The following is a 23,005-nucleotide window of genomic DNA, read 5'->3' as shown; positions in this document are numbered from 1 at the left end:
TCCCACAGCGCCCACCGACACCACTTGGAAGGCGTCTATGCACTCGGCCGACATCAGTAGCCGCGCCCTTCGTTTCTTCGAGGACCGGGGTCACACGGTGGTGCCCTCGGCATCGCTGATCGCTGACGACCCCACGCTGCTGCTGATCAACGCAGGTATGGCACCGTTCAAGCCCTACTTCCTGGGCGAGGCACCGGCCCCCTACCAGCGTGCGACGAGTTTGCAGAAGTGTGTGCGGACGGTCGATATCGAAGAGGTCGGCAAGACCAGCCGCCATGGTTCGTTCTTCCAGATGTTCGGCAACTTCTCTTTCGGCGATTACTTCAAGGAGAAGGCGATCCCCTATGCCTGGGAGTTCTTGACCAGTCCGGTTGCCGATGGTGGTCTCGGACTGCCCGAGGACAGGTTGTGGGTCACGGTGTACCTCGACGACGACGAGGCCGAGCAGATCTGGCGCCGCGACATCGGTGTGCCTGCCGAGCGAATCCAGCGTCTGGGCATGTCGGAGAACTTTTGGTCGATGGGCGTTCCTGGCCCGTGCGGTCCCTGTTCGGAGATCTGTTTCGATCGTGGCCCTGAGTTCGGTCAGGATGGCGGCCCAGTGGCCAACGATGAGCGCTATCTGGAGATCTGGAACCTGGTGTTCATGCAGAACATTCGGGGGGAAGGCCCCGCGAAGGAAGGCTATCCGATCCTGGGTGATCTGCCGTCGAAGAACATCGATACCGGGTTCGGGCTGGAGCGTATGGCGGCCTTGCTTCAGGGCGTGCCGACCATCTTCGATATCGACACCACCCGGCAGATCCTCGATCTGGCGGCTGAGCTCAGCGGTGCCAAGTACGGTGCCAGCGTCCGCAACGATGTCTCCTTGCGGGTCATCGCCGATCACATCCTGACCAGCGTCATGCTCATCGGCGATGGTGTCACCCCGGCCAACGACGGCCGTGGCTACATCCTGCGGCGCATCCTGCGCCGGGCTGTACGCATGATGCGCCTTCTCGGGTCCGAAGACCCGGTGGTGCACGAACTCGTCGGCAGGACGATTCGGGTGATGAGTCCGATGTATCCCGAGTTGACCCGCGGGCGGGAACGCATCGATCGAATCGCCGTTACCGAGGAAGCTGCCTTCATCCAGACCTTGAAGGCGGGCACCGCTATCTTCGATCTGGCCGCCGACGCAGTCCGTAAAAGCAGCAACCTCGTCTTGCCCGGTGACAAGGCGTTTCAGCTGCACGACACGTACGGGTTCCCTATCGATCTCACCTTGGAGATGGCCGCTGAAGCGGGCCTGTCCGTGGACGAGACCGGATTCCGCAAGCTGATGCAAGAGCAGCGGGCACGTGCCAAGGCCGACGCCGTCCGCCGCAAGACCGGCGGGCACGGCGAGACCAGCGTCTATCGCGATCTGCTTGCTCTCGGTCCGACGGAGTTCACCGGTTACAACGAGCTGGAATCCGAGGCAGTTGTCCGGGGCGTGCTCCGTGAGGGCGAGCGCATCGCGTCGGCTGGTGAAGACGACATCGTCGAAGTCGTTTTGGACCGCACGCCGCTGTACGCAGAATCCGGCGGTCAGGAAAGCGACGCCGGCCTCATCGTGGCCGACGGCATCGAACTGGAAGTACTCGACGTTCAGAAGGTCGCCCGCAAGCTGTGGGTGCATCAGGTGCGCGTCCGCCGCGGCGAGGTGACCGAGGGGCAGAACGTGCTGGCCAAGGTCGATCCTGAATGGCGGATCGGTGCCCGGCAGGCTCATTCGGGCACCCACGTGGTGCATGCCGCGCTGCGCCAGGTGCTCGGGCCGACCGCTCTGCAGAGCGGTTCCTACAACAAGCCGGGCTATCTTCGCCTGGACTTCTCCTGGGCAGGTGGGCTGTCGCCGGAGACCCGCAGCGAGATCGAGGAAGTGTCGAACCTGGCCGTACGGCGTGATCTGCCGGTGGCGGTCGAGTACATGACATTGCCGAAAGCCCGAGAATTGGGCGCTCTTGCGCTGTTCGGTGAAGCCTACGATGAGGAAGTTCGCGTCGTAGAAATCGGCGGCGCCTGGTCACGGGAGCTGTGCGGTGGGACGCATGTGTCCCATTCCTCGCAGGTTGGGCCACTGACGCTGATCAGCGAATCGTCGGTCGGGTCGGGCTTGCGACGTATCGAGGCATACGTGGGGATCGAAGCACTCCGCTTCCTGGCCAAGGAACGCGCAATGGCGGTGAAGGTATCCGACATCCTGCAGGTGCCGACCAGCGAGATCGGCGATCGTGTTTCTGCGGTGCTGAAGCAGCTGCGAGACGCCGAAAAGGAGATCGGCCGTTTCCGTGCGATTCAGTTGCGTCAGTCGGCGGAGGCGTTCGTCAAGAGTGCGCAGTTGATCGGTGATGTCGCCGTGGTCACCGCCCATGTGCCGGAGCCGGTGACCACCGAGGAACTGCGGAGCGTTGCGCTCGACATTCGCGAGCACTTCGAGGGGCGACCGGCCTCTGTCATCGTGACCGCGCTGGCCAATGAGAAGCCGATCGTTGTGGCTGCGGTCAACGAACGGGGTCGCGAACGCGGACTCAAAGCCGGTGATCTGGTACGGACCGCAGCCAAGGTGCTCAAAGGCGGCGGTGGCGGCAAGCCGGACATCGCCCAGGGTGGTGGTACCGACCCGCTTGCCACCGCCGAGGCACTGCAAGAAGTCCGCCGCGTGATCGAGCAGACCGTTACAGTGTGATCGCGGGTCGGATCAGTCGGCCCCCGAGGTGCCTGAGCACTCGCGGGCCGACTTGATCCGGTCCCGTGAGCAGAACATCCACGCCTTCGGTGCTGAGGACAGCGGGCCCAGCAAACCCCCATCCCGCGCCCACGGCCAGCACTTCGGCGGCCCGGGCGGCCCGCACATCGGTCGGCGTGTCCCCGACGAAAAGAGCACGCTCGACTGGAACGCCGAGACGTGTGCACGCGGCCAAGATACCGTCCGGTGCGGGTTTGGCCGGTGCGTCTTCGTGGGCGATGACAACATCGACCAACCCTGCCACCTCTGGCGGGAGGAGGTAACGTAGGCGGTTACGCGACTGAGCAGTGACGATGCCGAGTCCGGCTCCGGCTTCCGCCAGTGCTGCCATACCGGACACGACCGCCTCGAAAACGCGTAGCTTGCCGATGGCGAAAGATAATGCGTCGTCGAACTGGTCGCGGTATGCCTGGCGCGCTCCGGGTACACCGAGCGATTCGAGCGCATCAACGGGCGGGAGCATGACGCATGCGTCGAGTGCTGCCGAATCGACTGGTGCGGCAGCAGCCAGGACAAGCGCCCGAAGCGCTTCTTTTGTGGCTGCGCGCGTGTCGATGATGACCCCGTCCAGATCGAACAGCGCTGCGCACGAAGGCGTTCGATTATGCCGCATCAGCTGGCGTTTCTGTCGGGCTCGACCCCATAGAGCGTTGCTGGGGTGAGTAACAACCTCAGTTCTATCCCGTTCTGTTCCAACAGCTCACGGCCGCCGAGCTCCCGGTCGAGCACACAGAGGACGGCTATGACTACGCCGCCGGCCTCACTCAGAGTCTCAGCTGCTCGAAGGACTTGCGTGCCGCTGCGAACGACGTCATCGACGACTACCACTCTGCTGTCGTTGCCGAAGTCCGGCTCGATCTGGCGATAGGTGCCGTACGTCTTGGGTGTGGGCCGGTAGAAGCTGGCACGAATCCCGGCGGCAGCGGACGTCGCGACCGCGAGCGGCACGCCGCCCAGCGCTACGCCGACCAGGCTGTCGATCTGTCGTGGAAGCTCCCGGGCGAGCGCGCCAGCCACGTCGCGAAGCAGTACAGGATCAGCAGCGAGCGCGTACTGATCGAAGTACTCATCGAGCATCTCACCCGATGCCAGCGTGAACTCGCCGTGCTGTAACGCAGCTGCCCGAATGCGGACAACGAGGTTCGTCGGCAACATCAGCCACGTCCATTCGCTGGTGTAGTCGCCATCGCTGCATCAGCGAAGGCGCCTCTGTCGGTCAGCTGGGTGAGCGCCTGGCCGAATGCGGCGGCGTCGGGAATCTCCTTGAGGAAGCCGAGCGGCCGGGTTGGCGACTCGAACAACCAATGTTCCGATCGCAGGAAGGCCAACAGTCGCAGCACGGTCGCACCGGCCAGCCATACCGGCACCGGGCGGATGTTACCCGCGTACCACATTGCCGCGGTCAGCTCGTGCAGGGTTCCGACGCCGCCGCCCATCGCCACCACCAAGTCGGCCCCATCCAGGAACCGATGGAGTCGATCACCCATCCTGGGCAGTCGGAATGCTTGGGAGACATAGGGATTGAAGTCCCCCCAATTCATCTCGGCCAGCGTAACGGCAACGACCTCGCCAGCTGCGCTGGCCGCGCCGCGAGCGGCTTCCTGCATCAGGCCGTTGTACCCGCCGTGCTGAAGGGCGAACCCTGCTTCGGCCAAGGTTCGGCCGATGTCGCAGGCCAGCGACTGTTCGGCGTCCGACGCTGGCACAACGCCGCCGAAAAAGGTTGCGCTGAAGGATGTTCGGGTTGGCGAACTCATGGCAACTCCAGGTAGTAGCGGTAGGCGTCGATTGCTTGTTTGAGGTTGTCGACTGTTTCCGGCGCCACCATGTCCGCAACAGTGAGCACGTGGTCCAGTCCTTCGATCAGCCATGCAACCGTCGGGATCGCGGATGCGGAGATCAGCGCTACGAGGTGGTTCAGGCACTGCCGCCCGATCGGCGTCGTACCGATTTCCTCGTTCAGTTGGTACCAGCCGTAGAACGTCGACAGGGGCGCCAGCGCCGTCTTGATCAGGTTCTTCACCGCAGTGTTGAACAAGAAGACTTCGGAGTAGGCGATGAACTCCTGGCCGCGCGAGATCCGTTTGCGGATCAGATAGCCGATGACCAGCGCCTCGACCAGCAGATCCTGACAGGACCGAGGCTTACCGATCATGTTTGCCGTAAACCGCACGGTTCCGGGGACCGGCTGGTACACCGCCGCCGGGTCACGCGTGAAAATCGGCTGGCAGACCGTTTGTTCTCGTACACGACCGATGCAGCTGGCCGGAGCAAGGTACACATCGAGTTGCTGCAGACGGCCGGCCCATCCGATGAGGTAGACATAGCCGAGACCGCCCATGTCGCCGACGATGGTGTCGCACCACCCCGGCAGGACGCCGCCGAGATCAGTGGTGACCAGTGCGTCCAGCACCGAGACGAACTCTTCGAACAGGGAATCTTCCACGCCGACAACGAAGTCGACGTCGGACAGCCGATCGGCCGTACCGCGGGCCAGAGAGCCTCGCACCAGCAGGTGCGTCACCGCATCGCTCGTGGTGAGTCTCTTCGTCGCGTGCTCGAGCAGCACAAACTGCTCGGGACGGTTCGCCTCGGCGAGCCTGGTCAAGATCGGCGAATTCATGCTGTTCCCCCAGATCCAGCCAGGCCCAACATCGTGGTCTTGCTGGCACTCCACTCGCGAGCCGCGCCGGCGTCGCCAAGTACGTCGTACAGCGAGGAGATCAGGTCGTAGATCAGTCCCTCGGGCATCGATCGCTGGTAGAACAACCGCAGCAGATACCTCTCCGCCGACTGGCGGTAACCCAGGCGTGCCAACGAGAGCGCCTTCTGGAAGTGTCCCTGCAGTTCGGTCTCGGTCGCCGGGGGCAGTTGCACAAGGTCCGCGTCATCGAGCCATTCGTTGGCCATGAGCTCGGCCAGGCGGTCATCGGAATAACAGTCGAGCAGAAGGTGATACCGATCCGGACCGAGCAGGTTACATGCACCATGCACATGCGTCGGCGTCAGTCGCCAGATCCGGCCTGGGCGTAGCCAGACCCGAACGCCGCCGGCCACGAGCATGGCCGAACTGTTGGTCATCAGCGGTATGTGCAGGCGTTGGCGCGCGGAATCGCTGAGCTCGTCGTAATCGCGGTGCTCCCAGAGGAACGAATTCGGGCCGAGGCGAGCAAGCCGCACCCACATGTACCGCAATCCCAAGGATGCCAGCAGCTTTCGCGTCACGGGCATACGCTCCAGGAGCGTTGTCTCCACCGGAGTGCAGTCCATGATCCGCACATCCGTAGGTGATCCCGAGCCGTTGAGCAGGGATAGGGTCGACCACCCTCCCGACTGGTACTGCGAATATTCCTCGACCCACAGTTGCTCATCCGGAACGGTCAGTGCCTCATGGCGCAGCCGCTCCAGAAGTGAGTCGTCGATCGTCCGGAGACAAGCAACCTGTCTGAGTAGTGCCCGGTTGTCCACATCCGCAGTGGGCAGCATGTCACATCACCTTCCTTTCAGGGGCCTCGAACGGGGTGAGGCGAAACGGAGTTACAACACAGCCGCCGACGAGGACGGCGTTGCTTCGCACGAGCGACATCGACCGCGGCGGCAAGGCCATCACCGGGTTCCGGCGGAAGTGGTCCCTTTCCGGCGCCCGGGCTACTGCCCGGGGGCGAGGAAGATGCAAATCGGCGGCCATGCACGCTACTTTCGTCCAGGTCAGAGTCGCCTTTCGTTACACCATGTGAGCGGTTTCGGCTCCTTGAGTCTCCTTTGGTCACCTTCTCGGTAAGATCCCTTGGGAGAGAGCACTTCCGGAGTAGGAGGTCGGGGGGTTCGACCATGAGCATCGCTCTGAAGGTCCTTCTTCAGGACCAACGCTTGCATGAACACACCGCGTTCTCGGCGGAATACAAGAAACATGCCGCCGCTTTGGATTTGAGCGGGAACACGGCCACACCACCAACCAAAGGTCAGTACTACAAGTGGCTCGCCGGCACACTCAACACCGTTCCACGAGGGCACCACTGCCGCATTCTCGAGAGCATGTTCCCCGGTTGGACTGCCGAAGAGTTGTTCTCGCCGATCGACCTCGTGGCGGATCGCCTGAAGCGTCGTTCCCGCAACGGGTTTGGGTATGGACCACTCGTCGAGGCGGTCGCCGCGGCCTTGCAGACACGGGACACCAGTGTCACGGGCTGGGGTCCGGTACGTCTACCTGCTACGACCAGCACCGGCACACCGAAATTGCCTCAGGCAGTCAATGATTTCGACGCTGCCGACCTGTCTGAGGGCGCGCGGCGGATCGGAAAGAAGCTTGCTGCGTTGTCCCAGGTACTTCGGCTCAACTCGACGGAGACGGTGCAGCTGGCGAGCCTGGTAGGCAACGTCGTCGAGCTGGAGTTGCGAATCGAAATCCACGTCGATGTGGACGGAACGGCGCACGTCGGCTACACACACGACATCTTCAACATGTCCGATGAGCCGCTGACGCGGGTTGCACGGGAGTTGTGGTTCGAGCACGCTGAGCCGGACGGCCTGCGCATCGAACCTCTTCGTCGAGACCATCGCCAGATCTCCATCGATCGGACGCACAATGCGGGAGCGACAATGGCCAAGTTCTCCTGTCAGGTATCGCCGCCGATCCAGCCTGGGGAAACGGGCATGATCAGCTACGCCTGCACCGGTGGCCGATTCATCGACGCTTTCTACTGGCGACAGGACATTCGGCGGTACACCCGTAGGTTCACGATCGTCATGCGCCAGGCAGGCGGCCATCGGCTCATCACGTGTTCGGGCGAGGAGGTGCAACCGAATGGGCTGATCGGCAGCGCAACCGAGGACCTACTGTGGGACTACGACGGCGATGACATCGTGGTTACGCTGACCAGAGACTACCTGCGGCCGAACGAATCGGTCACACTACGTTGGGAGGTCGAACTGTGACGAGGGAGCTGCGTGACGCTGCCGAGCACACCCTGCGGGCGTGGAATCGCTACGAGATCGAGCGCGACGCACAGCCGGTAATCGACTACGACTGCTTCCCCAGCACGTCAGAGATCCCGGCCGTCGAAAGCAGGCTCGAGGCACTGCAACGCCTGTCAGTGCTGAAGTCTGAAGCTGATGCGGCTGGTGATTCCTCTCTTGCGACCAGGATCGACGCGGACATCGCATACTGCGCGGCCCTTCTCGGCCAGCGGGAACCGCTGCAACAGTACGTTCTCCGAACGCAGGGGTGCGAGCCCAAAGGCTGGTCACAGGGGTACCTCCACCAACATCTGGAACGAGCACGGCAGTGTCTCGATGCGCTCGGTGTGGGCTGGGGCCCGAAGACCATGGCCGACTTGATGCAGATGGAGGGAGTTCTCGACTCGACCGACAGCGGCGATGCGATCCGGGAAGCCGCGGCCGACTTGGAGCCGGCTGTACGAGCAGCGACGAAGTCGGTGGCGTCCTACGACCTCAGCATCGAATCTGTTGATATTGACGCCTATTGGAGCTATTGGCTCGATGGTGCCGGACAGAAAGTCAGGCTGCGAATCAACCACCGAAACTCCCGCTTCACCAGGGTCGCGGCCCGCCAGTTCGCTCTGCACGAAATACTGGGTCACGCACTACAATTCGCGACCATAGCGGCCCGATGTGCCAGTGAAGATGTGCCATGGATCCGGCTGTGCTCCGTCCACTCACCGAGTCAAGTACTGTTCGAAGGTCTCGCTCAGGCCATGCCCTTGATCGTGACGCCAGACGACGAAATGCTCGTCGCACGTGTGCGATTGGATCACTACCATCAACTTGTCCGCGGCCAGCTGCACTTGGCGCTGTCAGCTGGAGAGCCGATACTCGACCTGGCCGAGCAAGCCCGACGGAGTGTGCCCTATTGGACTGATTCGCAGATCGCCGACTTGCTGACCGACCGCGGCACTGATGTCCTGTTGCGATCTTACCTCTGGTCTTATTCTGCAGGAATAGACTGGTTCGTCCGGCTGGCCGACACGACCGGCGCGCCGGTATCGAAGGTTCTTCAGGCCGTCTACCAGGCACCGCACACACCTGACGAACTCATGGCGTATTGGCCCTCGGGGCCAGTGATAGGTGCCGAATAGATGACAGCGATCAAATTCGATCAAGTGTCGTCGACGATCTGAGGCAATGGCAGCGCCGCCGTGTATGTCACGGTCATCCCGGCGCGGAACCTCGCTCAAATTGATCTTGGTCGGATCTCCTTCCTAGCAGAGGCTCCGCGCTCCTCAGTTGCGCCACAAAAAGATTCGACCGATCCACCCGACAGCGAACACTCAGCTGCGCGGGTCGACACGCCGCCGATCAGTAAGTCTCCGGAATCACCGGGGGGATTCAGTTGGTGGTGCAGATGCTGTACGTTCCCCCGGCGAGATTCGAACTCGCAACATCCGGTACCTGAGACCGACGCCTCTGCCAGTTGGGCTACAGGGGATCAGCGCGGACGGAGGGATTCGAACCCCCAACGCACGGCTTTGGAGACCGTCGCTCTTCCGATTGAGCTACGTCCACTGGTGGAAACGGCCGGGACGCACGGGAATCGGCGACGCGCGGAGATACCGCGACGGGTCAGCGTAGTGCGGAACGGACCGACAGGGCGGTGGAACACCATCGGGAGCCGGTGAGCCGGCGCGAAGTGCTGCGTCGGGTCATTGCGGGCCTCCTCTCGGTGGTGTACTGCTGTGCGATGTTTCGATGGTAGCGCCGGAAGGTGGTGCGGGGAAAGGGATTTACCGGGTGCCGTCGCGACGGGTGGGCAATGGGCGCGCCGCCAGGGCGGTGCGGGCCCAGGCCGCCACGGTCGGGGCCCAGCCCGGGTCCAGGACCAGGTCGTTGTGGTGGCCGCCGGGGTAGGCGCGCCATTGCTTCGGGCCGGGGGCGGCGTCGAACAGGGCCCGGCCCATCCGGATGGGCAGCAGTTCGTCGGCGTCGCCGTGCATCACCAGGGTCGGCACGTGGATCGAGCGGATCCGGCGCAGGCTCGGGAAAGCGTTGGGTATCAACGGGTTCGGCAGCATCGGGTAGATCGAGCGGGCAGCGTCCCGCAGCGTGGTGAACGTCGACATGAGAATCATTGCGGCAGGCGGGAATTCGGTCGCCAGTTCGATCGCGACCGCGCCGCCGAGGGATTTGCCCAGGTACAGCACCCGTTGCGGGTCGACCTCGGGGCGGGACAGCAGCGCGTCGCGGGACGCGCGAGCGTCGCGGTACAGGCCGTGTTCATCGGGGCGCCCGGCGCTGCGGCCGTAGCCGCGGTAGTCGAAGGTGAGGACGTCGAAGCCGGCGGCGGACAGCAGCGCCAGGATCGGGGACCGGTCGCCGATGTTGCCGCCGTTGCCGTGGGCGTAGAGGATGTGGCCGATCGGCTGCGCGGCGGTGGTGCGGACGAACCAGGCGTGCAGGCGCACGCCGTCGGCGGCGGTGAGCGACAGGTCCTCGTGCGTCAGCCCGTACCGCGCCGGGGTCACGGTGATGCGCCGCTGCGGCTGGAAGGTCAGCGCGTTCATGATCGGGCGGGCGGGGTGGCGCATATGTCATTGATACTCGCCCCGGATCCGGCGGCGGACGCGACATCGCGGATTCGAGCGCCTAGGCTGCGGCCGTGCCGACCGTATCGCCGCTGCGTTCCGTGGACGAGTTGATGGGCCTGCTGGCCGACTGCGCCGATGCCTGGGATGCGCCGGATCGCAGCGGCGACCCGGTGGACCTGCTCGATCACGATCGGCAGTGCGCGGAACTGCTGCGCCGCGACCATCCCGGCGACGAGCAGTTGCAGATCGCCGGACTGGTGCACGATATCGGCCATCTCCTGGTCCCCGGCGACGACGCCGGGCACGGGCGGCACGGCGCCGACGCGGTCCGGGGACTGCTGGGCGAGCGGGTGGCCCGTCTGGTCGCACTGCACATCCCGGCGAAGCGGTATCTGGCCGGGACGAATCCGGCACACGACCTCTCCCCCGCCAGCCGGCGCACCCTGATCACCCAGGGCGGCGCGATGACCGCCGCGGAGCGCGCCGTCTTCGAGGCCGACCCCGATTTCGCGGCCGCGCTCGCACTGCGCCGGGCCGACGATGCGGGCAAGGTGGTCGGGCTGGCGGTCGTCGCGCTGGCGACCTGGCGGGACACCGTCGAACGCGTGGCCGCCGGGCGCTGAGCGACCCGCCACCCGGACAAGAGCCACCGAGTGCCGGGCGGACGCTGCCACCGGACACCGGGAACCCGGCCGCCACCTTGTGGAACGACCGCCGCCCGGCAGCGAGCACCACGCGCGGACATGCGGACGGGCCGCCCGGGACGGATGTCCCGCGCGGCCCGCCGGAGGGTCTACAGCTTGTCGACCGGTGCCTTGTTCGAGCCGGACACCGCCTTGTACAGCAGGTACAGGCCGAACACGATCGCGCTGATCATGAGGATCGGGAACAACGCCTTGACCAAGGCGCCGATCACGATCATCGCCACCCACACGAGTGCGACGATGCCGAGGATCTTCCAGAACATGACACTTCCTCCCGAAGGTTTCCGGGACCGCCTTGCGTACGACCCGACCACTCCATAGTGGCAATCGTTGGAGGGAAACGCACCGGTCGCGGGCCGAATTCCGGGTCGGGGCGGCGGGAAATCAGGGAGAACCCTGACCTGCGGAGTCAGTCCCGCTCGACGAGGGCGTATACCCGGGCGGGACTGCCGGTGCCGCCGACGATCGGCAGCGGCGCCACCACGAGCATCGCGCCGGACACCGGCAGCCGGTCCAGATTCTGCAACTGGGTCAGGCCGTACTTGTCGGCGCCGAGCAGGTGGTAGTGCACCGGGAACGGTGGTTCGAGCCCGCCGGCCTGCCCGGCGTCGATGCCGACGGTCTCCACGCCGAAACCCGTGATCGGCGCGGCGGCCAGCCACTGCGCGCCGGCGGCGGACACACCGGGGGTGTGCGGGCCGTTCTCGTCGGCGTTGGCGAACGCCACCGGATCGGCCGAGCGGCTGCCCCAGCCGGTGCGGAACAGCAGCCAGCTGCCCGCCGGCAGCGGGCCGTGCTCGGCCACCCACGCGTCCAGATGCGCCGGCTCCAGCAGGAAGTCGGGATCGGCGGCGGCCTCGGCGGTGAAGTCCGCGACCACCGCGGGGCCGAGCAGCCGTGACGGCGGGATCCGGTCCACGCTCGAGCCTTCCCGCCCGGACGCCCAGTGCACGGGCGCGTCCAGGTGGGTGCCGGTGTGCTCGCCGGTGTGGATGTTGTTCCAGCTCCAGAACGGCCCGTCCGCGTCGAAATCGCTGACCTTCTCCAGCGACAGCGGGATCGTGTTGGCGAACGGCTCCGGCAGGTGCAGCACCGGGGTGTCGGGGCTCAGCGGCGCGGTGAGGTCGAGGACCTCGAGGCGGCCGGTGGACAGGGCCTCGACCAGGGCGGGAAGGACGCTCACGAACACACTCTCTTTCCAGACGGCGACCGGCGACGCGGTTCCGTGCGAGCGTATCGCGTGCTCAGCGCCGCTCGGCGAGTTCGGTGAGGCGCTCCAGGGAGGCGTGCAGGCGTTCGGGCGTGGTGGACCGGGCGCGTGCCAGCCGGGACTCGTCGGTCAGCGCGGTCCAGTCGTAGGTGTGGGTCACCCGGGTGTGGGTGGCGTCCCGCGGTTCGAGTTCCCAGCGCCAGAGATGGCCGGGCGGGCGGCTGCCCGGTTCCGCCGGGCGCCAGGCGATGCGGCGGCCCTCCTCGAATTCGACCACGTGGTTCTCCCGGACCGCGCCGCTGGTGAGGATCGTCGCGAACACCGTGCCCGCGGCCCGCACCCGCTGGCCGGCGGCGGCACGGGCGAGGTTGTCGTTGCCGTCCCAGCCGGGCTGCCGGGCGGGATCGGCGATGAGTTCGAAGATGTCGGCGGCCGGGGCCGCGATCTCCCGCATCGCGCTGACGATCCGGGGACTGTCGCTGTTCTCTGTCATGGCTCGATCAGAACACAGTCCCGGTCACCGGAATTTAGTTGCCTTACGCAACTAGTTTGATATAGTAGCTCCGAGCAACTAAACACCGAAAGCGAGGAGCAGGGTGACCCAGCTCTCGGAAACCGGCCGCGCGCAGCACACTGCTCCGCCCGGACAGCCCATGACGCACCGGCAGATCATGGAAACCCTGACCGGCCTGCTGACCGGCATGTTCGTGGCGATCCTCTCGTCGACGATCGTCTCCAACGCGTTGCCGCGCATCATCGCCGACCTGCACGCCGGGGAGAACGCCTACACCTGGGTGATCACCGCGACCCTGCTGGCGATGACGGTCACCACCCCGATCTGGGGCAAACTCTCCGATCTGGTCGACCGGAAGCTGCTGGTGCAGCTCAGCCTGCTGATCTTCATGGCCGGTTCGCTGATCGCCGGATTCTCCGTCGACGTCGGGCAATTGATCGCCGCGCGGGCCATCCAGGGCATCGGCGCCGGCGGTATCTCGGCGCTGACCCAGACCGTGCTCGCGGTGATGGTGTCGCCGCGCGAGCGCGGCCGCTACTCCGGCTACAACGGCGGCGTCTACGCCCTGGGCACGGTGGTGGGCCCGCTGGTCGGCGGCGCCATCGTGGACACCTCCTGGCTGGGCTGGCGCTGGTGCTTCTTCATCGGCATCCCGATCGCCGCGATCGCGATGGTGGTGTTGCAGAAGACGATGCACCTGCCGAGCGTGAAGCGCCCGGTGCGGATCGACTGGCTCGGCACCACCCTGGTCACCGCCGCGGCCTCGCTGCTGCTGGTCTGGGTGTCGTTCGCGGGCGAGAAGTACGCGTGGCTGTCCTGGCAGACCGTGCTGATGGTCGGCGGCACGCTCGTGCTGGCGGTGGTGCTGGTGATCGTGGAACTGAAGGTGCGCGAACCGGTGCTGCCGGTCCGGTTGCTGCGCGGCCGCACCGTGGCCCTGGCCGTCGCCGCCTCGCTGGCGGTCGGCGTGTCGATGTACGTCGGCACCACCTTCCTGAGCCAGTACTTCCAGCTCGCCCGCGGCGCGTCGCCGACGATGGCCGGACTGGAGACGCTGCCGATGGTGCTGGGCCTGGCGTTCATGGCGGTCGTCGGCGGCCGGATCATCACCGGCACCGGCCGCTGGAAGCCGATTCTGGTGCTGGGCAGCCTGCTGGCCCTGGCCGGGGTCTCGCTGCTGAGCACCGCGCGCGCCGACACGCCGTACGCACTGCTCGCGCTGTACATGGTCATGCTCGGCGCCGGAGTCGGCATGACGATGCAGAATCTGGTGCTGGCCGTGCAGAATCAGGTCCGGATCCAGGAGATGGGCGCGGCCAGCGCGATCGTCACCTTCATGCGCTCGCTCGGCGGCGCGGTCGGCGTCTGCGTGCTCGGGGCCGTCCTCTCGACCCGGATCACCCACTACGTGAACGACGGGCTCGCCGCCATCGGCAGCCACGCCGCCGGCGGCTCCGGGCACGGACTGCCGAAACTCGCCGAGCTGCCGGGCCCGGTCCGGGCCGTGGTGGAGGCCGCCTACGGGCACGGTGTCGCGGACGTCTTCCTCATCGACGCCCCGCTGGCGCTGCTGACGGTGATCGCGGTGCTGTTCATCAAGGAGGTGCCGTTGCGGTCGTCCACCCAGGCGACCCACCCCGCACCTGCTGCCACCGCGGCACACTCGGCCGATACGATCGGCTCGTCGTAACCAACGAGGTCGGGATCCACGCATCATGACGGCACAGGATGTGGGCGCGGTGGGTGACGCGGTCGACGAGATCGAGGAGCAGTTGCTGGTCGCGCTGCGCCGCGGCCGCCGCGTCGCCCGGGAGGCCGCGGAGAAGGTGCATCCGGGCCTGGAACCCGCGGCGTACGCGTTCCTGGTGCGGCTGGACGCCGTCGGGCCCAGCCGCCCCAGCGATCTGGCCGCCTACTTCCACATCGGGAAGGCCACGGCGGGAAGGCAACTCACCGCACTCCAGGCGCTCGGCCTGATCGCCCGGCAGCCGGACCCGGAGGACGGCCGCGCGTACCTGCTGGACCTCACCCCCGACGGGCGGCAACGCCTGTCCGCCTGCCGCGCCGACCGGCAGCGCAGCCTGCGGGAACGGCTCGGCGCCTGGCCCGAGGCCGATCTCGCGACGCTCGCCGCACTGCTGGTCCGGCTCAACAACGACGCCGGTGGGGATTGACCGGAACCCGTTGCCGGGCTCAGCCTTCGGCGTCGCCGAGGATCGAGGGATCACCCTCCGACCACACGCCGAGCAGCGTCCGCTCCGCGATCCGCCAGCCGGATCCGGTGCGGCGCAACCGATCCCGGTAGCGGCCACCGGCGACGAACTGCCGGTCACCGCGCAGGTGCCGGGCCTCGTAGTAACAGGTGTGCCCGGCCTCGTCACCATGGACATCCACCACATGGTTGGTGACGTAATGCTGCGTGGCGTCGAACTTCTCGACACCGCGCACCCGCGCGACGATCGCCGCCGGCCCCACCCACCGTTCACCACCGGCCCGGTACTCCCACACCGCGTCGGCGGTGTACAAGGCCGCGAACGATTCCCAGTCGCGGGCGTCCACGGCGGTGGCGTAGGCGATGACGGTATCGATGACGGCGAGCCGGTCGGCGAGCTCGCCCAGGGTGCTGGTCATGATCTTCCTCCGTGCGGTAGCGCTGCGATGTCGGGATCATGATGGTGTCCGGCATCGTCGCAGCGGAAGAAGGCACTTTCGTGTCCCAGAGTCACATCGATGTAGCTGTCCTGGCAGGGCAGGCCTGCCCGGTGTCGGAGGTCCTCGACCACGTGTCCGGGAAGTGGAGCATCGGCATCGTCGCGGCGGCCGCCCAGCGCCCGGTCCGGTTCGCCGAACTGGAACGCGCGCTGACCGGGATCAGCCGCCGCATGCTCACCTTGAAACTGCGGCAGCTGGAACGCGACGGCCTGCTGATCCGGACCGTGTACCCGACCGTCCCGCCGCGGGTCGAGTACACCCTCACCGACATGGCCCGCGAACTGCACGACACCTTGCAGACCTTGCGGGGCTGGGCAGTGCGACACCGCGATTCGGTCGTCGCCGCCCGCACCGCCTACGACGACACCCATCCCCCGGCGATGCCACCCGGCAATCCGACACGGTGAGCGCGATCGGCCGGCGGCACACAGCCATCGGCCCGCGCGCATCCAGCCGGGGGATCAGCCGATGTCACCGCCGGGGCCGACACGACGCATACCCGGGCGATCGGCCGACGGTGTGAGCCGACGGATGTGCCCGGCCGACGGCCTGAATCGCGGACGCGATCAGCGACCCTGGTCGGCGAGTTCGGCGAGGGCCTGGGCCCAGCCGTCGAGGCGGTCGGCGGCGTCGCGCAGATCGGTCAGCGCCCAGCCGAGGTCGTCCGGGATCGCGGCGCTGAGCGGCGCGGCCAGGATGCGACCAGCGGCGGCCACCAGTTCCTCGTATTCGGCGACCCCGGAATCCAGGCGGGCCACCACCACGCGCACCCGCACGGTCAGGTCGGGGGCCGATTTCACCTGCCCGACAAGGGTTATCGCCTGTTCCATGGCCGTGACGTCGGCGGCGAGGGCGTGTAGCGCGGCGGCGCCGGAACCGGCGGTCGCCAGCGTATCGGCCAGGTCGTCGGCGGGCAGGCGGCCGTGCCGGGCGATCTGGGCGCCGAGGGCGTGCAGGGCCCGCTCGGCGCGGACCAGCCGGGCTATCGACGTGCGCGCGGCCGAGCGCACCGGCGGCAGCTTGGTGGGCACGAAGGCGGCCTGCGGCAACGGATTCCGCCGCAGCTCCAGGTAGCGGCGAGTACTGACGGCGGCCCCGGTGACCAGCGCCGCGGCCCCGCCCGCGACCACCACCACGGCCCATACCGGGGCCGAGGCGATCACCAGCCCGGCGGTGCCCAGCGCGGTGATCCCGGAGGCCGCACCCAAGCGCAGGGTGCGCCTGCGGATCCGGCGGCGCCGCCGCAGCTCTCGCTCACGCGGATCGGCCCACTTGCGGACCGCGTGCAACGCGTGCTCCCCCACCTCACGCACGGTATCAGACGCCTGCCGGGCCCGATCCAGCTGCTCGGCCTCGATCCCCCGCTGCGACAACATATCTCGCACCATGCCCGGAATCACCTGCCGGTCCCCGGCGGCACCGGCACGCGAGCCGTTCGCTGCACCCATACCGGCATTATCGGCCGCCCGGCGGCCCCGTGACCCCGCACCGGCCGAATCCGCCTGTACACCTGCGGCATTCGCCCGATTCCGCGAGCGACAGGCACCCGAACCGGACGGCGGAACCTCCACACCGGGCGAACCCTCGCCGACACCGAACCCCGCGGTCCTATCCGTGGTACCGGGCCGGGAATCCGGCGCGCCGAACATCTCGGCTGCATCCGGCCTGCCGAATCCCCGAGCTGTATGCGAGCCGGCACCGGGCCCGCCGCACCCTTCGGCAGCGCCGGGGCGGGCACCGGGCCGGCCGAGTCCATCGACGGCACCGGTGGTGGTGCCGGGCGCGGTCCCACTCGAGGGGGATAGCGGTGGCCCGGCCCGGCCGGGGGCAGGGTGGGCGGCTGCCGCTTGCCGGGCCGGAGGTGTCGGACCGACTCGTCCACGGCTGCCGGGGAATTCGCGCGGCTGTTCACGGGGGAACGGTGCGGCACTGCCCGGATCGGCGGAGGCGGTGGGCGGAGGCAGCGGGGCCGGACCGAGGGCCCCGGGGGTGGGCCCCGGGCGGGTGACACCGGGCAACCACCTGCCCCGGCGGGCGGTGGGCCGTATGCCTTCGTCCGGTGGCCTCCCCATCACATGGTCCTTCCGAGCGGGCCGTTACTGCTGGGCGGCTTGGCCCTTGTCGAGCTGCGCGGCGGCCGGGTTCGGGATCGCCTGCGGGGTGGCGGTGCCGCCGGCGGGCAGTTGGTCGCCGCGCATGGAGGCGCGGATCTGCTCCAGGCGGGAGTGGCCGGCCATCTGGACGCTGGCCTGCTGGACCTCGAGCATTCGGCCCTGCACGGTGTTCTGGGCCAGTTCGGCGGCACCGAGGGCGTTGGCGTAGCGACGCTCGATCTTCTCGCGCACGGCATCCAGGCTCGGTGTGGTGCCCGGCGCGGACAGGGTGGAGTCCATCCGCTGCAGCGAGGCCGAGACCTGCTCCTGCATCTTCGCCTGCTCCAGCTGCGACAGCAGCTTGGTGCGCTCGGCGACCTTCTGCTGCAACAGCATCGCGTTCTGCTCGACGGCCTTCTTCGCCTGCGCGGCGGCCTGTAGCGACTGGTCGTGCAGGACCTTCAGGTCCTCCACGGCCTGCTCGGCGGTGACCAGCTGGGCGGCGAACGCCTCGGCGGCGTTGGTGTACTGGATCGCCTTGTCGTTGTCGCCGGCGGTGGCGGCCTGGTCGGCGAGCAGCACCGCCTGCCGCGCGTTGGCGTTGAGCTTCTCCACCTCGTCGAGCTGGCGGTTCAGTTTCATCTCCAGCTGCCGCTGGTTACCGATCACCGAGGCGGCCTGCTGCGACAGAAGCTGGTGCTGACGCTGTGCTTCCTCGATCGCCTGCTGAATCTGGACCTTCGGATCCGCATGCTCTTCGATCTTGGAATCGAAGAGGGCCATCATGTACTTCCAGGCCTTGACGAACGGATTAGCCATCGGTTGATCCCGCCTCCATCTGACGCGCCGCACGATTCCCGCACGACTGTAGTGCGCGACCATCACGCACTCCTGTATGTCCCTATCCTCCACCACGCGGGGCCGAATGCGGAGAAACCCGACCGTCACCGACGCTTACAGAGAAATCTAACCGCTTCCTGCGTTTGCGCCCAGGTTTGCCGATACCGATCACGTCGCATTCGGCCGTTCGTCACTTCGCCTGCACCAGAACCAACCGCTCGGCCTTGGGCGCCGGGATGACGATCCGGGTGTCGGCCGCCAGGTGTCCCACGGCGGCGGAATCGACCGGGACCAGCACGGCGGCGGGCTCGGCGGGCACCGGCACGGCGGCGGCGGTGCCCGGGGCCGCCGGGGCCGGGGTACGCGCGTCGGTGGTCGCCATGGCCGCGCTGACGTCGGACAACACCTCCGACAGCGGCACGTCCAGCGCCTGGCAGATGGCCGCCAGCAACTCGCTGGAGGCCTCCTTGCGGCCGCGCTCCACCTCCGACAGATATCCGAGGCTGACGCGCGCGGCGGTCGACACCTCTCGCAGAGTCCGGCTCTGGGCGACCCGCGCGCGCCGCAAACTGTCCCCGATGGCCTCTCGCAGCAGCGTCATGTCGCTCTCCTCACGTTCTCTGTCGCCGGACCGAGCTTCTGCTGTGACAACGTCACGTGCCGCCCGCTTGGTTCCCGGCCGGCGGGGTGTGTCTTCACACGCCACCGGCCGGGTGAGTTCCGAGCGTGCGGATCAACTCGGTCACAGCCGCACGAACCGTTTCCATTCTGATGGTCCACCGGTCGCCGGACAGTTTCAACCGGATCACCTCGGTAGTCTCCGGCCCGGCGAAGCCCAGATAGACGGTGCCGACCGGATGACCGTCCTGCGGATCGGGCCCGGCCACCCCGGTCAGCCCCACCCCCCAGTCGGCGCCGCACACCGTGCGCGCCCCCACGGCCAGTTGCTCGGCGGTGCTCGCAGCGACCGGTCCGTCGGTGGCCAGCGTGTGCGGCGTCACACCGGCCAGGGTGTGTTTCAGATCTGTGGCGTAGACCACCAGGCCACCGCGCAACACCGTACTGGCGCCCGGCACCCCGGCGATGGTCGCCGCCAGCAGACCGGCGGTCAGCGATTCGGCGGTCGCCACCGTCGCGCCCGCGGCCCGCAGCGCGGTCACCAGTGCGGCGGCGGGCGCGGCCGCGATCAGCGGGTCGGGCCCGGCACCCGGGGGCGACGACACAGCAGTTCCCGCGGCGATCCGGTCAGGACCGCGGCCGGACGACCGGCGCGGACCACAGCCGGATCGCCTGCACGATGTAGTCCAGGCCGGTGACCACCGTCAGCACCACCGCGACCAGCATGAGCACCAGGCCCGCGGTCGCCCAGGCGCCGGACAGCGGCAGCAGCAGCACGCCGATCGCCAGCGACTGCACCAGCGTCTTCAACTTGCCGCCCCGACCGGCGGGAATGACCCCGCGCCGCACCACTGCCAGCCGCAGCAGCGTGATGCCGATCTCCCGGGCGCAGATCGCGATCGTCAGCCACCACGACAGGTCGCCCAGCGCCGACAGGCCGATCAGCGCGGATCCGATCAGCGCCTTGTCGGCGATCGGATCGGCGAGCTTGCCGAAATCGGTGACCAGGCCGTATTTGCGCGCCAACTGCCCGTCGATGCGGTCGGTGACCGCCGCCACCCCGAACAGCACCGTCGCGCCGATCCGCCAGGCCGGGGCGTGCCCGCCCGCGGCGAACAGGGTCAGCAGGAACAGCGGCACGATCGCGATGCGCAGCACGGTGAGGATGTTGGCGATGTTCAGCAGCGGTACCGCCGCTTCGGCCGCGCGGGCGGGCTCGTTCACCACGTTCGCCCGCGCCCGCGTGGCCTCGACCGGCCAGACGCGGTCCATGTCGTCACTCTGCACCGTCACCGGCACCCCCGACCAGGCCCGGCCCAGCCGCGCACCCGGACAGCACGGGTCGAACGGCAGGGCGAGATGTACGGCACTCCACCAGACTATCGGTAAGCGGTCCGACTACTGTGCACCCCATGACAACACGGGCCCCGCACAGCGATTCGATCGGTGACGTTGATACTCGACGCCCGGTCGTGCGACGTGCCCGCACCTCCGACATCCCGGAGATCAAAGCCCTGATCGACCTCTACGCGGGCCGGATCCTGCTGGAGAAGAACCTGGTCACCCTCTACGAATCGGTCCAGGAATTCTGGGTGGCCGAACTCGGCGACCGGGTGGTCGGCTGCGGCGCCCTGCACGTGCTGTGGGCCGATCTGGGTGAGGTGCGCACGGTCGCGGTGCACCCGGACGCGCAGGGCTGCGGGGTCGGCCACCTGGTGGTGCGGCAACTGGTCGACACCGCGCGGGAGCTCCAGTTGCAGCGGTTGTTCGTGCTCACCTTCGAGGTGGACTTCTTCGCCCGGCACGGTTTCGTGGAGATCGACGGCACCCCGGTGACCGCCGAGGTGTTCGCGGAGATGTGCCGCTCCTACGACACCGGCGTCGCGGAATTCCTCGACCTCAGTTATGTGAAGCCCAACACACTGGGGAATACCCGGATGCTGCTGACGCTCTGACCCGGTTGCGCCCCACGCCTTTCCGCCGTCCACCCGGTTGCACAGAGGAGTTCCCCGTGCCGATCTTCGCCGTCCACTACACCTACACCGAGGCCACCGTTCCCGGCCGTGACCGACATCGGCCGCAGCACCGGGCGTGGCTGGCCGGCCAGGCCGAGGCCGGTGTGGTCCTCACCACCGGTCCCTACACCGACGGCTCGGGCGCGCTGCTGCTGTTCCGCGCCGACGACGCCGAGGCGCTGGAGAAGCTGCTCGCGCAGGACCCGTTCGCCCAGAACGGCGTGATCGACGCCGTGCGGTTCGCCGAATGGCAGCCGGTGTTCGGCGCGTTCGCGGACTGAACCGCACGGCCCGGTCCGGGGTGACCGGGGCGGGATGGCCCGGCGGTACGGTGAACCGGTGCGGCTGGACGATTCCGAGGCGTGGCGGCGGTTCCGGGCGGCGCGGGTGGCCCGGCTGGCCACCGTGGGTGCGGACGGGGTGCCGCATCTGGTGCCCGTGACCTTCGCCGTGTCCCCGCCGCCCGGTGCGGCCACGGTGGTGATCGCCGTCGACCACAAGCCGAAGACCACCACGAATCTGCGGCGGTTGCGGAACATCACCGCGACCGGGCGGGCCTGCATCCTCGCCGACGAATACGACGAGGACTGGACCCGGTTGTGGTGGGTGCGACTCGACGGCCGTGCCGACGTGATGACCGGCGCGGCCGGACGGGTCGCACCGATCGAGTGGCTCGTCGCGAAATACCCTCAGTATCAAGGAAATACGCCAGAGGGCCCGGTGATCCGGATCGAGGCCGACACGATCACCGGCTGGGCCTACACCGGCTGAACCCCGGCCCGCACCTGATCGACACGTGCGCGATCCGCGGCGGGTTACAGGGCGATACGGAAATCCGGGACGCTCGCCATCAGTGCCGCCCACTCCGGATATTCCGCGAGTTTGCGCTGGTTGATCTCCATCACCTTCGCGGCCAGCTCCGGATCCGGGTCGTCGGTCACGTCCGGGCCGATGACCAGGGTGTGGATGTGCGGGATGATGTGCGGATCGCCCTCGATCTGCTCCGGGTCGTACATGTATCGCTCCAGCGCCGCCAGATCCGCGATGGCCACGTGATACCCGTGGGTGAGGCCGTCTTCGGTACTGTCGCCGAGGCGGCGGCCGACCGTCGAGAAGCTGACGGACTCCACCGTCGCTATGCGCCGCATCCGCGCCAGCACGGCCTCCCGCTGCTCCTCGGTGGTCTCGTCCCGAAATCTGAAACGCAGCTGGTGAAAGATCATGACTACCTCCCCGATTGAACTTGCTAGTTCAAAATAATGCTCCATCGGGTAACGATCAAGAGTGAACCGGCGAGTACAAGAAAGTTGACCCGAGATACCATTCGGGGGTGACGGAAGCTTCGACCGGCCGTGGCCGGATAGACAAGCGCCGCGCCATCCTGGACGCGGCCTTCACCGTGTTCGCCCGTCGCGGTTACGCCCAGGCGTGCGTGCAGGAGATCGCCGACGAGGCGGGCGTCGCCAAGCCCACCGTCTACAACCACCTCAACGACAAGGAGACGCTGCTGCGGCACGCGGTCGAGGCGGCGGCGGACGCGATCGGCGCGCAATGCCTCGAGGCGGTGGGGCGGGTGACCGACAGCGGCGCGAATCCGGAAGCGGCGCTACGGGACTGCGCGCACCGCCTGCTCCGGATCTGCAACAGCGACCGCTCCCACGCGCTGCGCGGCCTGACCTACGCGCAGCTGGCGAGCATGCCCGACCTGGCCGATGCCGTGCAGGACCGCACCTCGCGGCGGATCGCCGAGGCGCTGGCGGACCGGCTGGCCCGGCTGGTGCTGGCCGGGCGGCTGCGCACCGGCGATCCGGTGCTCGCCGCCGAGCAGTTCCTCGCCCTGCTCACCGGCCCGCTGGAGGCCCGCTCCCGCCTCGGCACCCGGAAGGTGCCGGTCGCCGAGCTGAAGACCGTCGCCGACGCCGCGGCGGACACCTTCCTCAGCGCCTACGCGGCCCGCTAGCCGGACAACGCCTGCCAACCCGTCAGTC

27 protein-coding genes and 2 tRNA genes are annotated in these 23,005 nt (G+C 67.6%); 11 read left to right on the top strand and 18 right to left on the bottom strand.

Going from position 1 to position 23,005, the window contains the following annotated elements:
• Positions 1-37: 37 nt before the first annotated feature.
• Positions 38-2,710 (top strand): alanine--tRNA ligase, encoded by a 2,673-nt coding sequence (gene alaS, locus LBW94_RS18360; RefSeq protein ID WP_225057181.1) that lies wholly within the window; start codon positions 38-40, stop codon positions 2,708-2,710.
• On the opposite strand, the gene LBW94_RS18355 is transcribed toward alaS, so the two are convergent.
• Genes LBW94_RS18355 through LBW94_RS18335 form a run of 5 tightly spaced genes read right to left on the bottom strand, consistent with a single transcriptional unit; the run spans position 2,700 to position 6,256 of the window.
• Positions 2,700-3,383 carry an HAD family hydrolase gene (locus LBW94_RS18355; RefSeq protein WP_225057182.1) on the bottom strand — a complete coding sequence of 228 codons (684 nt, stop codon included), beginning with the start codon at positions 3,381-3,383 and terminating at the stop codon, positions 2,700-2,702. The two genes, alaS and LBW94_RS18355, sit on opposite strands and share 11 nt — an antisense overlap.
• Positions 3,383-3,925, bottom strand: a complete 543-nt coding sequence (locus LBW94_RS18350; protein ID WP_225057183.1) for an orotate phosphoribosyltransferase — start codon at positions 3,923-3,925, stop codon at positions 3,383-3,385. The genes LBW94_RS18355 and LBW94_RS18350 overlap by 1 nt, the downstream gene beginning before the upstream one ends.
• The gene (locus LBW94_RS18345) at positions 3,925-4,527 is read right to left on the bottom strand and encodes an LOG family protein (protein WP_225057184.1); all 603 of its coding nucleotides are present in this window, start codon (positions 4,525-4,527) and stop codon (positions 3,925-3,927) included. The genes LBW94_RS18350 and LBW94_RS18345 overlap by 1 nt, the downstream gene beginning before the upstream one ends.
• Positions 4,524-5,393: a nucleotidyltransferase domain-containing protein gene (locus LBW94_RS18340; RefSeq protein WP_225057185.1), complete on the bottom strand. Its 870-nt coding sequence runs from the start codon at positions 5,391-5,393 to the stop codon at positions 4,524-4,526. The genes LBW94_RS18345 and LBW94_RS18340 overlap by 4 nt, the downstream gene beginning before the upstream one ends.
• Complete coding sequence (locus LBW94_RS18335) at positions 5,390-6,256, bottom strand: aspartyl/asparaginyl beta-hydroxylase domain-containing protein (protein ID WP_225057186.1); 867 nt, start codon at positions 6,254-6,256, stop codon at positions 5,390-5,392. The genes LBW94_RS18340 and LBW94_RS18335 overlap by 4 nt, the downstream gene beginning before the upstream one ends.
• Positions 6,257-6,601: 345 nt before the next feature.
• Here LBW94_RS18335 and LBW94_RS18330 point away from each other — a divergent pair, with 345 nt between their 5' ends.
• The gene (locus LBW94_RS18330; protein ID WP_225057187.1) at positions 6,602-7,705 is read left to right on the top strand and encodes a hypothetical protein; all 1,104 of its coding nucleotides are present in this window, start codon (positions 6,602-6,604) and stop codon (positions 7,703-7,705) included.
• Entirely contained in the window at positions 7,702-8,865 is a 1,164-nt protein-coding gene (locus LBW94_RS18325; RefSeq protein ID WP_225057188.1) for a hypothetical protein, read from the top strand. The genes LBW94_RS18330 and LBW94_RS18325 overlap by 4 nt, the downstream gene beginning before the upstream one ends.
• A gap of 276 nt (positions 8,866-9,141) precedes the next feature.
• On the opposite strand, the gene LBW94_RS18320 is transcribed toward LBW94_RS18325, so the two are convergent.
• The 3 genes from LBW94_RS18320 to LBW94_RS18310 all read right to left on the bottom strand — a co-directional run bounded on the left by LBW94_RS18320 (position 9,142) and on the right by LBW94_RS18310 (position 10,311).
• A tRNA-Leu gene (locus tag LBW94_RS18320) sits at positions 9,142-9,215 on the bottom strand.
• A 4-nt stretch (positions 9,216-9,219) separates the two neighbouring features.
• Positions 9,220-9,292, bottom strand: a tRNA-Trp gene (locus LBW94_RS18315).
• A 218-nt stretch (positions 9,293-9,510) separates the two neighbouring features.
• Positions 9,511-10,311, bottom strand: coding sequence for an alpha/beta hydrolase (locus LBW94_RS18310; RefSeq protein WP_225057189.1), 801 nt, complete (start codon positions 10,309-10,311; stop codon positions 9,511-9,513).
• A gap of 71 nt (positions 10,312-10,382) precedes the next feature.
• On the opposite strand from LBW94_RS18310, the gene LBW94_RS18305 reads away from it, so the two are divergent.
• The gene (locus LBW94_RS18305) at positions 10,383-10,934 is read left to right on the top strand and encodes an HD domain-containing protein (protein ID WP_225057190.1); all 552 of its coding nucleotides are present in this window, start codon (positions 10,383-10,385) and stop codon (positions 10,932-10,934) included.
• Between the two features lie 170 nt (positions 10,935-11,104).
• Here the strand turns inward: LBW94_RS18305 and LBW94_RS18300 are convergent, their stop codons facing one another.
• From LBW94_RS18300 to LBW94_RS18290, 3 genes are all read right to left on the bottom strand, one after another.
• A complete protein-coding gene (locus tag LBW94_RS18300; protein ID WP_194291065.1) occupies positions 11,105-11,278 on the bottom strand; it encodes a hypothetical protein in 174 nt (57 codons plus the stop codon).
• A 146-nt stretch (positions 11,279-11,424) separates the two neighbouring features.
• Positions 11,425-12,198: a cyclase family protein gene (locus LBW94_RS18295; RefSeq protein ID WP_225057191.1), complete on the bottom strand. Its 774-nt coding sequence runs from the start codon at positions 12,196-12,198 to the stop codon at positions 11,425-11,427.
• Between the two features lie 61 nt (positions 12,199-12,259).
• Positions 12,260-12,718, bottom strand: a complete 459-nt coding sequence (locus LBW94_RS18290; protein WP_225057192.1) for an SRPBCC family protein — start codon at positions 12,716-12,718, stop codon at positions 12,260-12,262.
• A 160-nt stretch (positions 12,719-12,878) separates the two neighbouring features.
• On the opposite strand from LBW94_RS18290, the gene LBW94_RS18285 reads away from it, so the two are divergent.
• Positions 12,879-14,429 (top strand): MDR family MFS transporter, encoded by a 1,551-nt coding sequence (locus LBW94_RS18285; RefSeq protein WP_225057193.1) that lies wholly within the window; start codon positions 12,879-12,881, stop codon positions 14,427-14,429.
• Positions 14,430-14,454: 25 nt separating this feature from the next.
• Positions 14,455-14,913: a MarR family winged helix-turn-helix transcriptional regulator gene (locus LBW94_RS18280; RefSeq protein WP_225057194.1), complete on the top strand. Its 459-nt coding sequence runs from the start codon at positions 14,455-14,457 to the stop codon at positions 14,911-14,913.
• Between the two features lie 19 nt (positions 14,914-14,932).
• Here the strand turns inward: LBW94_RS18280 and LBW94_RS18275 are convergent, their stop codons facing one another.
• On the bottom strand, positions 14,933-15,370 hold the full coding sequence (locus tag LBW94_RS18275) for a nuclear transport factor 2 family protein (protein ID WP_225057195.1): 438 nt from the start codon (positions 15,368-15,370) through the stop codon (positions 14,933-14,935).
• Between the two features lie 80 nt (positions 15,371-15,450).
• Here LBW94_RS18275 and LBW94_RS18270 point away from each other — a divergent pair, with 80 nt between their 5' ends.
• A complete protein-coding gene (locus LBW94_RS18270; protein ID WP_225057196.1) occupies positions 15,451-15,858 on the top strand; it encodes a winged helix-turn-helix transcriptional regulator in 408 nt (135 codons plus the stop codon).
• Positions 15,859-16,017: 159 nt separating this feature from the next.
• On the opposite strand, the gene pspM is transcribed toward LBW94_RS18270, so the two are convergent.
• The 5 genes from pspM to pgsA all read right to left on the bottom strand — a co-directional run bounded on the left by pspM (position 16,018) and on the right by pgsA (position 20,295).
• Entirely contained in the window at positions 16,018-16,899 is an 882-nt protein-coding gene (gene pspM, locus LBW94_RS18265; protein ID WP_225057197.1) for a phage shock envelope stress response protein PspM, read from the bottom strand.
• Positions 16,900-17,547: 648 nt separating this feature from the next.
• Positions 17,548-18,363 carry a PspA/IM30 family protein gene (locus LBW94_RS18260; protein ID WP_225057198.1) on the bottom strand — a complete coding sequence of 272 codons (816 nt, stop codon included), beginning with the start codon at positions 18,361-18,363 and terminating at the stop codon, positions 17,548-17,550.
• A 211-nt stretch (positions 18,364-18,574) separates the two neighbouring features.
• Complete coding sequence (locus LBW94_RS18255) at positions 18,575-18,985, bottom strand: helix-turn-helix domain-containing protein (protein WP_225057199.1); 411 nt, start codon at positions 18,983-18,985, stop codon at positions 18,575-18,577.
• A gap of 94 nt (positions 18,986-19,079) precedes the next feature.
• On the bottom strand, positions 19,080-19,607 hold the full coding sequence (locus LBW94_RS18250) for a CinA family protein (protein WP_416276916.1): 528 nt from the start codon (positions 19,605-19,607) through the stop codon (positions 19,080-19,082).
• 22 nt (positions 19,608-19,629) lie between these two features.
• Positions 19,630-20,295: a CDP-diacylglycerol--glycerol-3-phosphate 3-phosphatidyltransferase gene (gene pgsA / locus LBW94_RS18245; protein WP_416276915.1), complete on the bottom strand. Its 666-nt coding sequence runs from the start codon at positions 20,293-20,295 to the stop codon at positions 19,630-19,632.
• Positions 20,296-20,414: 119 nt separating this feature from the next.
• Here pgsA and LBW94_RS18240 point away from each other — a divergent pair, with 119 nt between their 5' ends.
• Genes LBW94_RS18240 through LBW94_RS18230 form a run of 3 tightly spaced genes read left to right on the top strand, consistent with a single transcriptional unit; the run spans position 20,415 to position 21,788 of the window.
• The gene (locus LBW94_RS18240) at positions 20,415-20,957 is read left to right on the top strand and encodes an amino-acid N-acetyltransferase (RefSeq protein WP_225057200.1); all 543 of its coding nucleotides are present in this window, start codon (positions 20,415-20,417) and stop codon (positions 20,955-20,957) included.
• Positions 20,958-21,013: 56 nt separating this feature from the next.
• Positions 21,014-21,298, top strand: coding sequence for a YciI family protein (locus LBW94_RS18235; RefSeq protein WP_225057201.1), 285 nt, complete (start codon positions 21,014-21,016; stop codon positions 21,296-21,298).
• Positions 21,299-21,356: 58 nt separating this feature from the next.
• Positions 21,357-21,788 carry a TIGR03668 family PPOX class F420-dependent oxidoreductase gene (locus LBW94_RS18230; protein ID WP_225057202.1) on the top strand — a complete coding sequence of 144 codons (432 nt, stop codon included), beginning with the start codon at positions 21,357-21,359 and terminating at the stop codon, positions 21,786-21,788.
• A 44-nt stretch (positions 21,789-21,832) separates the two neighbouring features.
• Here LBW94_RS18230 and LBW94_RS18225 read toward each other — a convergent pair whose 3' ends face one another.
• On the bottom strand, positions 21,833-22,240 hold the full coding sequence (locus LBW94_RS18225) for a Dabb family protein (RefSeq protein ID WP_225057203.1): 408 nt from the start codon (positions 22,238-22,240) through the stop codon (positions 21,833-21,835).
• A gap of 107 nt (positions 22,241-22,347) precedes the next feature.
• Between LBW94_RS18225 and LBW94_RS18220 the strand changes: the two genes are divergently transcribed.
• Positions 22,348-22,977, top strand: a complete 630-nt coding sequence (locus LBW94_RS18220) for a TetR/AcrR family transcriptional regulator (RefSeq protein ID WP_225057204.1) — start codon at positions 22,348-22,350, stop codon at positions 22,975-22,977.
• The last annotated feature ends 28 nt before the right edge of the window (positions 22,978-23,005 follow it).

The sequence above is a fragment of the Nocardia sp. alder85J genome (genome assembly GCF_020176955.2).
Lineage (GTDB): Bacteria > Actinomycetota > Actinomycetes > Mycobacteriales > Mycobacteriaceae > Nocardia.
Note: the sequence above shows the minus strand (reverse complement) of the source record. Positions and strands in the feature narration are given on the sequence as shown.